Source organism: Rheinheimera mangrovi (genome assembly GCF_003990335.1).
GTDB lineage: Bacteria > Pseudomonadota > Gammaproteobacteria > Enterobacterales > Alteromonadaceae > Pararheinheimera > Pararheinheimera mangrovi.
This window is the reverse complement of record NZ_CP034683.1, coordinates 38515-51536: the sequence shown is the minus strand read 5'-3', so window position 1 is coordinate 51536 and position 13022 is coordinate 38515. Positions and strand designations below refer to the sequence as shown.

Genomic DNA, 13022 nt, shown 5'->3' with positions numbered 1-13022 from the left:
CAGCACAGACTGGTTTGCCTATGTCAGCCATGTATAATAGCCCAACACCAAGCAGAGCCCGAGCCTTATGAAATACAAAGACCTGCGTGACTTTATCAGTCAGCTGGAGCAACGTGGATTGCTCAAACGGATTTCGATGGAAATCGACCCTTATCTGGAAATGACCGAAATCGCCGATCGCACTTTACGTGCCGGTGGCCCTGCGTTGTTATTTGAAAACCCTAAGGGCTTTGATGTGCCTGTGCTGGTCAACTTATTTGGCACAGCAGAGCGGGTCGCTTTAGGTATGGGTCAGACTGATGTTTCAGCGCTGAGGGAAGTAGGTAAACTACTGGCCTTTCTGAAAGAACCAGAGCCGCCAAAAGGCTTGCGGGATGCCTGGGACAAACTGCCGGTGTTTAAACAAGTGCTGAATATGCCTGCAAAGGAAGTCAAAAAGGCGCCTTGTCAGCAAGTGGTGCTGACTGGTGACCAGGTTGATTTAACCAAACTGCCAGTGATGACCTGCTGGCCTGGTGATGCAGCTCCTTTAATCACCTGGGGTTTAACAGTCACCAAAGGCCCGCATAAAGAGCGGCAGAATTTAGGTATTTATCGTCAGCAAGTGCTGGGTAAAAATAAAGTCATTATGCGCTGGTTATCCCATCGTGGTGGGGCCCTGGACTTTTTAGAATGGCAAAAAGCCAATCCTGGCCAACCTTTTCCAGTGTCCGTGGCTTTAGGTGCCGACCCTGCCACTATTTTAGGTGCCGTGACGCCTGTGCCAGATACCTTGTCCGAATATGCTTTTGCCGGCTTATTGCGTGGCGACAATACTGAAGTCACCCGCTGTATCAGTAACGACTTGCAAGTGCCTGCCAGTGCGGAATATGTGCTGGAAGGTTATATAGCAGCTGGTGAAATGGCGCCTGAAGGCCCTTATGGTGATCACACCGGCTATTACAACGAAGTAGATTCTTTTCCTGTATTCACAGTGACCCATATCACCCACAGAGAAAAGCCGATTTACCACAGCACTTACACTGGCCGTCCACCGGATGAACCGGCTATTTTGGGTGTGGCATTAAACGAAGTCTTTGTGCCTATTTTGCAAAAACAATTTCCGGAGATTGTCGATTTTTATTTGCCGCCAGAAGGCTGTTCTTACCGCATGGCCGTAGTGACCATGAAGAAGCAGTACCCCGGCCATGCCAAACGCGTGATGATGGGGGTCTGGTCTTTCCTGCGACAGTTTATGTACACCAAGTTTGTGATTGTCTGTGACGACGATATCAATGCCCGTGACTGGCAGGATGTGATTTGGGCTATTACCACCCGGATGGATCCGGCGCGTGATACCACTTTAGTGGAAAACACACCTATAGATTACCTGGATTTTGCTTCTCCTGTATCGGGTTTAGGCTCAAAAATGGGTATGGACGCCACCAATAAATGGCCTGGTGAAACAACCCGCGAATGGGGAGAACCTATAGTGATGGACCCGGCCGTCACAGCCAAAGTAGATGCTATCTGGACTGAGCTGAATATAGTGCCGGCTGAGCAGCCAGGTTCAACACTCAAAGTACCGGGCCAGAAATGAGCCATCAGGTGACAGTATTGCCCAGTGGCCTGAGTTTTCAGGTGGAAAGCAACGAAACTATTCTCGAAGCGGCGTTACGCCATGGCATCGACTTTCCGTTTCGTTGTAAGCAGGGTGTTTGCACCTCCTGCGTCTGCCGACTGCGCTCTGGCTCTGTGTCTTATCTGCCACCTGAACCTTTGTCTGATCTGGATAAAGCGCAGAACTTTACCTATTGTTGTCTGGCTTATGCCGAGTCAGATCTGACCTTACACCACCCTTTTATTCGTGGCTAAGCCGCAGGATTATTCATGACCAAAGTGATTTGTACCGTCGATAAAATTCAGCCGTTAACCTCTGGTGTGCATCAGGTGCTGCTGACGCCACAACAAAAAGTAGAGTTTAAGCCTGGCCAGTATTTACAGCTGTGTTTAACAGATCAGGATAAACGTCCTTTTTCTGTGGCTTCAATTCCGGGTCAAACTCAACTGGAGCTGCAAATTGGCGGCGCTGTAGCCGATCAGTATTCAGGCCAGGCCTTAGCCCATCTGCAAAGCAATGATGAAGTGACGGTAGAAGTGGGTTTAGGTCAGGCGTTCTGGCGTGAAGACAGCCATAACCCCATTTTATTGCTGGCCGGTGGTACAGGCTTTTCTTATGTTTATAGCATAGCCCAGGCGATAGCAGCAGCAGGCGTAAAGCGACCGGTATTTTTGTATTGGGGCGTACGTCACCAAGAAGCTTTGTACCATATGCCTGAACTACAACAATGGGCTTCATCTCACCACGATTTCAGGCTGGTCCCTGTAGTACAAAGTCCATCCGATAACTGGCAAGGCCGTTCTGGCTTAGTGCATCAAGCCGTACTGGAGGATTTTGTTTCGCTGGAAGCCTACGATATTTATATTGCTGGCCCTTTCCCTATGGTGGGTGTAGTACGCGACGCTTTCCTAGAGCAAGGTGCAAAACGTGAACAAATGTTTGCCGACGCTTTTGCTTATATCTGATTAACCCTGAATAAAACAAAAGGGCCGCTTTATTAAAAGTGGCCCTTTTAATTAATGCTACAAAACTCTACTTTTTATATTTGTTAAACCAGTAGGTGATATAGGCAGGTTTCGCCATCAAATTACTGGGTCTGATGTGGATACCATGTGAAGCGCCAGGGATCCGCACCATAGCGGTTTCAATACCCCGTAACTGCAGCGCCTGATAAAACTGCTCAGTCTCAGAAATAGGTGTTCTGTGATCGGATTCACCCGTCATCAGCATGGTGGGGGTTTTCACATTGCCAACATAACTGATAGGTGAATGCTGCAGGTAATGCTCTGGTTTTTCCCACGGCATACCAGGAAACCAATACTGGCTAAAGTAATTGTACATATCAGCATTGAGGACAAAACTAAACCAGTTAATCACAGGATTAACTGCCACAGCAGCTTTAAATCTGTCGGTATGACCCACTATCCAACTGGTTAACAGACCACCACCACTGCCACCCGTTACAAATAACTGCTCTGGGTCGATAAAACCTTTAGCGACTGTAGCATCGACCACATCCATCAGATCGTTATAGTCTTCACTTGGAAACTTATGGTGAATTAAATTGGCGAATTCCATACCGTAGCTGGTGCTGCCACGAGGGTTGGTATACAACACTACATAGCCCTGAGCCGCCATCAGTTGTAATTCCATCGCAAATACAGGGCCATAGGCGGTATGAGGGCCACCATGGATTTCCAGTATCAGCGGATACTTTTTGGTTTTATCGAAGTTTGGCGGCAAAATCAGCCAGCTTTGTAACTTACGCTGGTCAACAGAAGATGTCACCCAAAACTCTTCCACTTCGCCTATATCACGGGCAAGCTGCAAATCTTTGTTCAGTTCGGTCAGTTGTTTCTTTTTACCATCCTGCCATAAGCCAAGCTCAGCTGGAGCCTGAGTCGACATCTGTGTATAGGCAATATCACCTTCATCCGACACGGTAAAACTTCCGCCAGTATAAGGACGGCTATAGGAGGCTCCGCCAACCTGGTCGACCAGCACTTTGCGCTTACCATTCAGAGGTTGTAACGCAATTTTACCCTGAGCCTGGTTGTCATACTGAATATAAAGCGCATCACTGTCGCCATCCCAGCTGAAGCTGTCGATCGCCCTGTCTAAATCTGCGGTAAGAGCTTTTACTTCGCCAGACTGCAAATTTTTCACGTACAGCTGGTCGGCCTGATGCGCCAGTTTCTTATCGTCATAACCAAGATAAGCCAGCCATTTGCCATCGCCGGATAAAGCAGGTGCATGGTCAGGGCCAAAACGATCAGTGACTTGCGTCAGGCTTTTATCTGCAATAGTCAACTTATAGAGGTCGCTATTCTGGGCCTGAGCTCTTTTATCCGATTGACGGTTAGCAGAAAAATAGAAAGCTTTGCTGTCGTTTTGCCAGCTGATTTCACCCGCATGATCAAAATCGCCGCTGGTCAGCTGGATAGGAGTACCGCCCTCAGCGGCCATCAGGTAGATATGTTTGTATCCGGCAGGTAAATAGCCCCGGCCATCAGCCCGGTATTGCATAGTGTCGATATAAACAGGAGCTTTGGCCCAGTCATTTTGTTCGGGCTTACCAGGTAAAGTCACAGGACTTGCTGCTTTTTTTGGCGTAAACATCGAAAAAGCCAGCCATTTACCGTCAGGTGACCAGCTTAAATCGGAAGGAGAAGCGGGTAAGTGGCTGACCTGACCACTCTGGCCATTGTCCATCCAACGAATATGGATTTGTGGTTTACCTGAAGCCGCTGAGATAAAAGCCAGTTTTTTGCCATCAGGTGACCAGACAGGTGAACTTATATCCGCTTGTTCTGACACTAAAGGTCGTAGCTGACCTGTTTTTGTATCACTCAGCCATAAAGAGCCAATACGTTTATCCAGAGCCTGATCAAAACGGTTACGCACAAAAACCACCTGATCGCCGTTGCTGCTGATTTGCGGATCGGAGACAAACTCTAACTGGAAGACATCTTCATACTGCAGGGGTTGTTTTGCAGCTATTGTGCTCAGACTGATACCTGAAATCGCTGCGAAAACTGCTGTTTTAATCAATAAATGCACCTGAACCTCGTTATTCTGATTATGGGTTGAGCAAATACTAGGTTGAGTTAGATTGGTATTGCCAGTGGGATGCGGCTAATGGGGGTGTTTTGGGGTTGGGGGTTGGTGGAATGGCCTGTAGGGGCGTTCCTTGTGGGATTTTAAAAAGCAGATTTGCTTTGAATTTGGGCGGTCAGGTGACAGCGGGCCGTCTTGTCCGGCCATTGCTCGACCCATCCTGGGCCTCGTCGCTTCGCGACCCGCTGAAGCGGTCCCAAACTGCTCCCGGCAGTTTGGTCGCAGAGCTCAATGCGTGAAACAGGCGTGACGCAAAGCAGTTTGCGTCCCATTTTTCCCTGTTTCACCCTGGCGGTGAACTACGTTGCTCACCCCGTCCGTGGGGTTCGTCCCTGCGGGACCCGCCGTTGGCGGTCCAAAAACGTTCCGGACGTTTTTGTCGCATGGGGAATGCCCTGCTCGAATGGCCCACCACCGATTTCGAAGTAAATAAAAAAACCCCTCGCTTTCGCGAAGGGCTTTTCCATTTATTGGGAGCCTGGCGGTGAACTACTCTCGCATGGCATCTGCCACACTACCATCGTCGCGGCTGCGTTTCACTTCTGAGTTCGGAATGGAGTCAGGTGGTTCCACAGCGCTATTGCCACCAGGCAAAAACTGTTTTTATGTCTTTAACAAGCAAACCGATAGAATTCTTTATCACACCAACAAACACCTTGGGCGTTGTATGGTTAAGCCTCTCGGGCAATTAGTATGAGTTAGCTTAACACATCACTGCGCTTCCACACCTCACCTATCAACGTTGTGGTCTCCAACGACCCTTATGTGTACTCAAGGTACAAGGGATGACTCATCTTTTGGCCGGCTTCCCGCTTAGATGCTTTCAGCGGTTATCCGTTCCGAACATAGCTACCGGGCAGTGCCATTGGCATGACAACCCGAACACCAGCGGTTCGTTCATTCCGGTCCTCTCGTACTAGGAACAACTCCAATCAATCATCCAACGCCCACGGCAGATAGGGACCGAACTGTCTCACGACGTTCTAAACCCAGCTCGCGTACCACTTTAAATGGCGAACAGCCATACCCTTGGGACCGACTTCAGCCCCAGGATGTGATGAGCCGACATCGAGGTGCCAAACACCGCCGTCGATATGAACTCTTGGGCGGTATCAGCCTGTTATCCCCGGAGTACCTTTTATCCGTTGAGCGATGGCCCTTCCATACAGAACCACCGGATCACTAAGACCTACTTTCGTACCTGCTCGACGTGTCTGTCTCGCAGTTAAGCTGGCTTCTGCCTTTGCACTAACCGTACGATGTCCGACCGTACTTAGCCAACCTTCGTGCTCCTCCGTTACTCTTTAGGAGGAGACCGCCCCAGTCAAACTACCCACCAGACACTGTCCGCAATCCCGATCAGGGACCCACGTTAGAACATCAAACATACAAGGGTGGTATTTCAAGGACGGCTCCATCAGGACTGGCGTCCCAACTTCAAAGCCTCCCACCTATCCTACACATGTAGGGTCAATGTTCAGTGCCAAGCTATAGTAAAGGTTCACGGGGTCTTTCCGTCTAGCCGCGGGTATACGGCATCTTCACCGCAATTTCAATTTCACTGAGTCTCTGGTGGAGACAGCCTGGCCATCATTACACCATTCGTGCAGGTCGGAACTTACCCGACAAGGAATTTCGCTACCTTAGGACCGTTATAGTTACGGCCGCCGTTTACCGGGGCTTCGATCAAGAGCTTCGCTTGCGCTAACCCCATCAATTAACCTTCCGGCACCGGGCAGGTGTCACACCCTATACGTCCTCTTACGAGTTTGCAGAGTGCTGTGTTTTTAATAAACAGTTGCAGCCAGCTGGTCACTGCGACTCTCATATGCTTACGGAGCAAGTCCTTCACACACAAGAGCGTACCTTCTCCCGAAGTTACGGTACTATTTTGCCTAGTTCCTTCACCAGAGTTCTCTCAAGCGCCTTGGTATGCTCTACCTGACCACCTGTGTCGGTTTCGAGTACGGTCGACAATACCTGAAGCTTAGAGGCTTTTCCTGGAAGCGTAGCGTCAACAGCTTCACCACCTTAGTGGCTCGTCTCGTGTCTCAGAATATAGGGAACCGGATTTGCCTAATCCCCCTTCCTACGCACTTTCACATGGACTACCAACGCCATGCCTGCCTAGCTTTCTCCGTCCCCCATCGCAGTATTGTCGGTACGGGAATATTAACCCGTTTCCCATCGACTACGGCTTTCGCCCTCGCCTTAGGGGCCGACTTACCCTACCCTGATTAGCATGGGATAGGAACCCTTGGTCTTCCGGCGGGGAAGTTTTTCACTCCCCTTATCGTTACTTATGTCAGCATTCGCACTTCTGATACCTCCAGCAACCCTCACGAGTCACCTTCAACGGCTTACAGAACGCTCCTCTACCACTTGCACATAGTGCAAGTCCACAGCTTCGGTGCATGGTTTAGCCCCGTTACATCTTCCGCGCAGACCGACTCGACTAGTGAGCTATTACGCTTTCTTTAAAGGGTGGCTGCTTCTAAGCCAACCTCCTAGCTGTCTATGCCTTTCCACATCGTTTTCCACTTAACCATGACTTTGGGACCTTAGCTGGTGGTCTGGGTTGTTTCCCTTTTCACGGCGGACGTTAGCACCCGTCGTGTGTCTCCCGAGTAGTACTCATTGGTATTCGGAGTTTGCAAAGGGTTGGTAAGTCGGGATGACCCCCTAGCCTTAACAGTGCTCTACCCCAATGGTATTCGCTCGAGGCGCTACCTAAATAGCTTTCGAGGAGAACCAGATATCTCCGAGCTTGATTAGCCTTTCACTCCGATCCACAAGTCATCCCCAAATTTTTCAACATTTGTGGGTTCGGTCCTCCAGTTAGTGTTACCCAACCTTCAACCTGCTCATGGATAGATCGCCCGGTTTCGGGTCTACACCCTGCAACTATTCGCCCAGTTAAGACTCGGTTTCCCTACGGCTCCCCTATTCGGTTAACCTCGCTACAGAATGTAAGTCGCTGACCCATTATACAAAAGGTACGCAGTCACCCAACAAGTGGGCTCCCACTGCTTGTACGTACACGGTTTCAGGTTCTATTTCACTCCCCTAACAGGGGTTCTTTTCGCCTTTCCCTCACGGTACTGGTTCACTATCGGTCAGTCAGGAGTATTTAGCCTTGGAGGATGGTCCCCCCATGTTCAAACAGGATACCACGTGTCCCGTCCTACTCGTTTTCATTGATAAAGCCTTTTCGTGTACGGGGCTATCACCCTGTATCGCCGCACTTTCCAGAGCGTTCCACTAACGCTTTACCAACTTAAGGGCTAGCCCCGTTCGCTCGCCGCTACTAAGGGGATCTCGGTTGATTTCTTTTCCTCGGGTACTTAGATGTTTCAGTTCTCCCGGTTCGCCTCGTATGACTATGTATTCATCATACGATACCTGATAAATCAGGTGGGTTTCCCCATTCGGACATCTGTGAGTCTAACGTCTCTTACCGACTTCTCACAGCTTTTCGCAGGTTAGCACGTCCTTCATCGCCTCTGACTGCCAAGGCATCCACCGTGTACGCTTAGTCACTTAACCATACAACCCCAAAATGTCTGAAGTTATAGGTGTGATAAGGTTCACAAATAAATTGTTTTACCTTGTTTCTTTCTATCAGCTTGCCAATTTGTTAAAGAGCACTTCGAGCATAAAGCTCAAAAAGAACAATTCTTTCAAAGAATGGTTGTTTTTAAGTTTTCAAACAGTATTTACTTTCAGAATCTTCTTAAGTAATGGTGGAGTTAAGCGGGATCGAACCGCTGACCTCCTGCGTGCAAGGCAGGCGCTCTCCCAGCTGAGCTATAACCCCAATCTACATTGGTTCATTCGTTGTCAAGCTGACTTGCAGCGAATTGGTTGGTCTGAGTAGACTCGAACTACCGACCTCACCCTTATCAGGGGTGCGCTCTAACCACCTGAGCTACAGACCAGCTCTAACTTGTCTGTTTGTCTTATCGCTTCGTTGCAACCATCGCTCACTCAGTCATGTACTTTTCGTACACTCCTTCATTCGCTCAGGCTACGCTTTGCGCTAAACCAAACATCCTGCGTTATCCTCGCGGATACCGCTTTTACTGTTTGCTCTACGTATCAATCAATCATCTGTGTGGACACTACACGAACTAGTCTGCTTTAGGTAAGGAGGTGATCCAACCCCAGGTTCCCCTAGGGTTACCTTGTTACGACTTCACCCCAGTCATGAATCACAAAGTGGTAAGCGCCCTCCCGAAGGTTAAGCTACCTACTTCTTTTGCAACCCACTCCCATGGTGTGACGGGCGGTGTGTACAAGGCCCGGGAACGTATTCACCGCAACATTCTGATTTGCGATTACTAGCGATTCCGACTTCACGCAGTCGAGTTGCAGACTGCGATCCGGACTACGATACGCTTTAAGAGATCCGCTCACTGTCGCCAGCTTGCCTCCCTCTGTACGTACCATTGTAGCACGTGTGTAGCCCTACTCGTAAGGGCCATGATGACTTGACGTCGTCCCCACCTTCCTCCGGTTTATCACCGGCAGTCTCCCTAGAGTTCCCGACCGAATCGCTGGCAACTAAGGATAGGGGTTGCGCTCGTTGCGGGACTTAACCCAACATTTCACAACACGAGCTGACGACAGCCATGCAGCACCTGTCTTACGGTTCCCGAAGGCACAACTGCATCTCTGCAGTCTTCCGTAGATGTCAAGAGTAGGTAAGGTTCTTCGCGTTGCGTCGAATTAAACCACATGCTCCACCGCTTGTGCGGGCCCCCGTCAATTCATTTGAGTTTTAATCTTGCGACCGTACTCCCCAGGCGGTCTACTTAGTGCGTTAGCTGCGCTACTCACAGTACAAGACCACGAACAGCTAGTAGACATCGTTTACGGCGTGGACTACCAGGGTATCTAATCCTGTTTGCTCCCCACGCTTTCGCACCTCAGCGTCAGTATTGTGCCAGGGGGCCGCCTTCGCCACTGGTATTCCTCCAAATCTCTACGCATTTCACCGCTACACTTGGAATTCTACCCCCTCTCACATACTCTAGTTAGCCAGTTTTGAATGCAATTCCCAGGTTGAGCCCGGGGCTTTCACATCCAACTTAACTAACCGCCTACGTGCGCTTTACGCCCAGTAATTCCGATTAACGCTTGCACCCTCTGTATTACCGCGGCTGCTGGCACAGAGTTAGCCGGTGCTTCTTCTGCGAGTAACGTCAAAAATTGCAGCTATTAACTACAATCCCTTCCTCCTCGCTGAAAGTGCTTTACAACCCGAAGGCCTTCTTCACACACGCGGCATGGCTGGATCAGGCTTGCGCCCATTGTCCAATATTCCCCACTGCTGCCTCCCGTAGGAGTCTGGACCGTGTCTCAGTTCCAGTGTGGCTGATCATCCTCTCAAACCAGCTAGAGATCGTCGCCTTGGTGAGCCATTACCTCACCAACTAGCTAATCCCACGTAGGCGCATCCGATAGCATGTGGCCCGAAGGTCCCACACTTTGGTCCGTAGACATTATGCGGTATTAACAGTCGTTTCCAACTGGTATCCCCCTCTATCGGGCAGCTTCCTACGCATTACTCACCCGTCCGCCGCTAAATCAGGGAGCAAGCTCCCCTCATCCGCTCGACTTGCATGTGTTAGGCCTGCCGCCAGCGTTCAATCTGAGCCATGATCAAACTCTTCAATTAAAGTTTAATTGCTACCTAAGTAGCTGCTCAGTATCACTGACTTAAAACATATTTCTATGTAAGTCACTTCACTGATATATATTCTTTGTGCGATTGCTCGCTGCAGAATCTAAACCGTGAGTGCCCACACAGATGATTGATTGCTTATTGTTAAAGAGCTGTGCCGAACCGGTTATTACCTTGCTCAGCGGGAGGCGTATCTTACACTTCCCAGAATTTGTGTCAAGCCAGCGTCTTGAAATTATTTATCAAACCCACCTACTCAACGCGCTTCGCTTCACTTTTGAGCCTTTCGACTCCACCGCGTTGCGAGGCGGCCATTTTAGTGATTTTCAACTCCGTGTCAAGCGATGTTTTGCATCATTTTTCACTTCATTTCAAAACCACCCCAGAGCTGCTTTCGCACCACCCCGTCGGCATGGCGCGCATTATAGGGAGTTTTTGGCGGCGCGCAACACTCTTTTTAAGAAAACTTGGACTTTTGAGTGCGACAGCCTGAAATTCGACCGAACCGTGCTTTTTTTCAACATTTGTCGCATAATCCTGCAGCAGCAGAGGAAATTCTTATGTCATTAACTTCATATAAAGGTAAAACTCCACAGCTTGCTGACGGAGTTTATGTGCATCCATCGTCTGTTTTGGTCGGTGATATTCAAATTGGTCATAATAGTAGTATCTGGCCATTAGTAGCAGCACGGGGTGATGTGAACATTATCCGTATTGGTGAGCGTACTAATGTGCAGGATGGTTCTGTGCTTCATGTATCACGGCCAAGCACCAAGAACCCAGGCGGTTCTCCCCTTCTTATAGGAGACGATGTCACAGTAGGGCATAAAGTGATGTTGCATGGCTGCCAGTTGGGTAATCGTATTCTGGTCGGTATGGGCGCTATAGTGATGGACGACGTGATAGTAGAAGACGATGTCATTATTGGCGCCGGTAGTTTGGTGCCACCAGGCAAAAAATTAGAGTCGGGTTATCTCTATGTAGGCAGCCCGGTAAAACAAGCCAGGCCGTTGAATGAAGCAGAGCGTAGTTTTTTGACTCAGTCTGCTATTAACTATGTGGTATTAAAAGATGAGTATCTGGCCGAGCCGTTAAGCTGAGCCATCCAGGTACAACACACCATCTTTATTAAAGCGGTCTGCTTTGACCGCTTCTTCTATTTGTTCTTCCCAATAAAAGCAATCTTCTTTTATTTGTTCAAGCCAACTGTGGTTATCCCAGCCTTGTGGCTTCTTTATATAGATACGTAAGCGCATACCTGCGGCTAAACAACTGCAGCTGACGGAGTCAGTGTTGTCATCAAAACTGAAGTCATGATTAAAAATCAGTTGCTGGTTCATGCTTTCACCATTGCCGTCAGTTGCTGAAGAACAGGAGTGACATCAGGTTTTACACCCCGCCATATCGCAAAACTTTCGGCGGCCTGACTAACTAACATACCTAAACCATCAGCACAGTGCGGCACAGCTTGTTGCTGACACCAGTTCAGAAAAGCCGTCGGCTCTTTGCCATACAACATATCGTAGGCCAGAGTACAGTGCTGCAGATGGTGTTCTGCCAGAGGTGGTCTTTGTTGCTCCAGGCCACTGGAGGTTGCATTGATCACTATACCCCACTGAATAGCTGATACATCCTCATAACCTGATGCAGTGACTTGCTTTCCAAATAGCTCAGCTATGGCCAGGGCTTTAGCCGCGGTTCTGTTGGCGATATGGATCTGTTTTACGCCTGCCGCCAATAAAGGCCCTATGACACCACGACAAGCTCCGCCGGCACCTAAGATTAGAATCGACGCATTCTGAAGCTTGGCTCCCAGCCGGGTTAAGTCAGCCACTAAACCCAAACCATCGGTGTTATCGCCACAAAGCACACCGGCTTTATCTATATATAATGTATTGACCGCACCTGCCTGCAACGCGCGTTCACTAAGTTGTTCTGCTAACTGATAGGCCTGCTCCTTAAAAGGCACAGTGACATTGCCGCCCCGGCCACCAGCAGCGACAAAGCTAAACCAGCTGTCGGCAAAGGCGTCGACCGGTGCTAAAATGGCCTCGTAACTCAAAGCTTGAGCGGTTTGTTTGGCAAACCAGCTATGGATCAGCGGCGATTTTGAGTGCCCAACAGGATTTCCAAATACAGCGTAACGGTCCACAGGTTCACCATGAAAAAGTTGTTTGACGCGATTTTTAATAAAAGCCAGCCAAATAGCAAGCCACATCCGACTCCGGCGACCACGCCATACGAGCTGATTGGCGGCGAAGTAGCAACACGGCGTCTGGCCAACAGATTCTACGACATCATGTCGACAGCACCAGAAGCAGCTGAATTGTATGCCATCCATCCTCTGCCACTGGATACGATAAGGCAAAAGTTTTTTGAGTTTTTATCCGGCTGGTTGGGCGGCCCTGCTTTGTTTGAAGAAAAATACGGCCATCCACGTTTGCGGATGCGCCATATGCCTTTTGCTGTGGATCAGCAGATGCGCGATCAGTGGATGTTTTGTATGGATAAAGCCTTGGCAGAAGTAGTTGAAGACAAATTGCTGCGCCAGGGCTTAAGTCATTCGCTGGGGCAACTGGCCAGTCATATGATTAATCGAGATACCTAAACACAACTATC

The 13022-nt window shown here is 49.3% G+C and carries 8 protein-coding genes, 2 tRNA genes and 3 rRNA genes; 5 read left to right on the top strand and 8 right to left on the bottom strand.

The window, feature by feature from the left end:
• The first annotated feature begins 67 nt into the window (after nucleotides 1-67).
• From ubiD to fre, 3 genes are read left to right on the top strand one after another with little or no spacing between them, the layout of a single operon-like run.
• Entirely contained in the window at nucleotides 68-1579 is a 1512-nt protein-coding gene (gene ubiD, locus EK374_RS00230; RefSeq protein ID WP_127019063.1) for a 4-hydroxy-3-polyprenylbenzoate decarboxylase, read from the top strand.
• On the top strand, nucleotides 1576-1854 hold the full coding sequence (locus EK374_RS00225) for a 2Fe-2S iron-sulfur cluster-binding protein (RefSeq protein WP_127019061.1): 279 nt from the start codon (nucleotides 1576-1578) through the stop codon (nucleotides 1852-1854). Before ubiD ends, EK374_RS00225 begins: the two co-directional genes overlap by 4 nt.
• A gap of 15 nt (nucleotides 1855-1869) precedes the next feature.
• Nucleotides 1870-2565 carry an NAD(P)H-flavin reductase gene (gene fre, locus EK374_RS00220; RefSeq protein WP_127019059.1) on the top strand — a complete coding sequence of 232 codons (696 nt, stop codon included), beginning with the start codon at nucleotides 1870-1872 and terminating at the stop codon, nucleotides 2563-2565.
• Nucleotides 2566-2632: 67 nt separating this feature from the next.
• Here the strand turns inward: fre and EK374_RS00215 are convergent, their stop codons facing one another.
• From EK374_RS00215 to EK374_RS00190, 6 genes are all read right to left on the bottom strand, one after another.
• Complete coding sequence (locus EK374_RS00215) at nucleotides 2633-4660, bottom strand: S9 family peptidase (RefSeq protein ID WP_127019057.1); 2028 nt, start codon at nucleotides 4658-4660, stop codon at nucleotides 2633-2635.
• Nucleotides 4661-5193: 533 nt separating this feature from the next.
• Nucleotides 5194-5308: ribosomal RNA gene (gene rrf / locus EK374_RS00210) — 5S ribosomal RNA — on the bottom strand.
• A gap of 76 nt (nucleotides 5309-5384) precedes the next feature.
• Nucleotides 5385-8263, bottom strand: a 23S ribosomal RNA gene (locus EK374_RS00205).
• A gap of 195 nt (nucleotides 8264-8458) precedes the next feature.
• Nucleotides 8459-8534: transfer RNA gene (locus EK374_RS00200), tRNA-Ala, on the bottom strand.
• Between the two features lie 44 nt (nucleotides 8535-8578).
• Nucleotides 8579-8655 (bottom strand) — tRNA-Ile (locus EK374_RS00195).
• A gap of 207 nt (nucleotides 8656-8862) precedes the next feature.
• Nucleotides 8863-10397 (bottom strand): 16S ribosomal RNA (locus EK374_RS00190).
• The 16S, 23S and 5S rRNA genes sit together here with 2 tRNA genes alongside, the layout of an rRNA operon.
• Before the next feature lie 566 nt (nucleotides 10398-10963).
• Between EK374_RS00190 and EK374_RS00185 the strand changes: the two genes are divergently transcribed.
• Nucleotides 10964-11503: a gamma carbonic anhydrase family protein gene (locus tag EK374_RS00185; RefSeq protein WP_127019055.1), complete on the top strand. Its 540-nt coding sequence runs from the start codon at nucleotides 10964-10966 to the stop codon at nucleotides 11501-11503.
• On the opposite strand, the gene EK374_RS00180 is transcribed toward EK374_RS00185, so the two are convergent.
• Nucleotides 11495-11743: a DUF1488 domain-containing protein gene (locus EK374_RS00180; RefSeq protein ID WP_127019053.1), complete on the bottom strand. Its 249-nt coding sequence runs from the start codon at nucleotides 11741-11743 to the stop codon at nucleotides 11495-11497. The genes EK374_RS00185 and EK374_RS00180 overlap by 9 nt on opposite strands.
• Nucleotides 11740-12555 (bottom strand): shikimate dehydrogenase, encoded by an 816-nt coding sequence (aroE, locus tag EK374_RS00175; protein WP_127019051.1) that lies wholly within the window; start codon nucleotides 12553-12555, stop codon nucleotides 11740-11742. Before aroE ends, EK374_RS00180 begins: the two co-directional genes overlap by 4 nt.
• Nucleotides 12556-12564: 9 nt before the next feature.
• Here aroE and EK374_RS00170 point away from each other — a divergent pair, with 9 nt between their 5' ends.
• Nucleotides 12565-13011, top strand: coding sequence for a group II truncated hemoglobin (locus tag EK374_RS00170; RefSeq protein ID WP_127019049.1), 447 nt, complete (start codon nucleotides 12565-12567; stop codon nucleotides 13009-13011).
• The last annotated feature ends 11 nt before the right edge of the window (nucleotides 13012-13022 follow it).

Coding starts and splice junctions, on each gene's coding strand:
- EK374_RS00225 (WP_127019061.1), top strand. CDS start 1,576: ATGAGCCATCAGGTGACAGTATTGCCCAGTGGCCTGAGTTTTCAGGTG.
- EK374_RS00180 (WP_127019053.1), bottom strand. CDS start 11,743: ATGAACCAGCAACTGATTTTTAATCATGACTTCAGTTTTGATGACAAC.
- EK374_RS00170 (WP_127019049.1), top strand. CDS start 12,565: ATGAAAAAGTTGTTTGACGCGATTTTTAATAAAAGCCAGCCAAATAGC.
- ubiD (WP_127019063.1), top strand. CDS start 68: ATGAAATACAAAGACCTGCGTGACTTTATCAGTCAGCTGGAGCAACGT.
- fre (WP_127019059.1), top strand. CDS start 1,870: ATGACCAAAGTGATTTGTACCGTCGATAAAATTCAGCCGTTAACCTCT.
- EK374_RS00185 (WP_127019055.1), top strand. CDS start 10,964: ATGTCATTAACTTCATATAAAGGTAAAACTCCACAGCTTGCTGACGGA.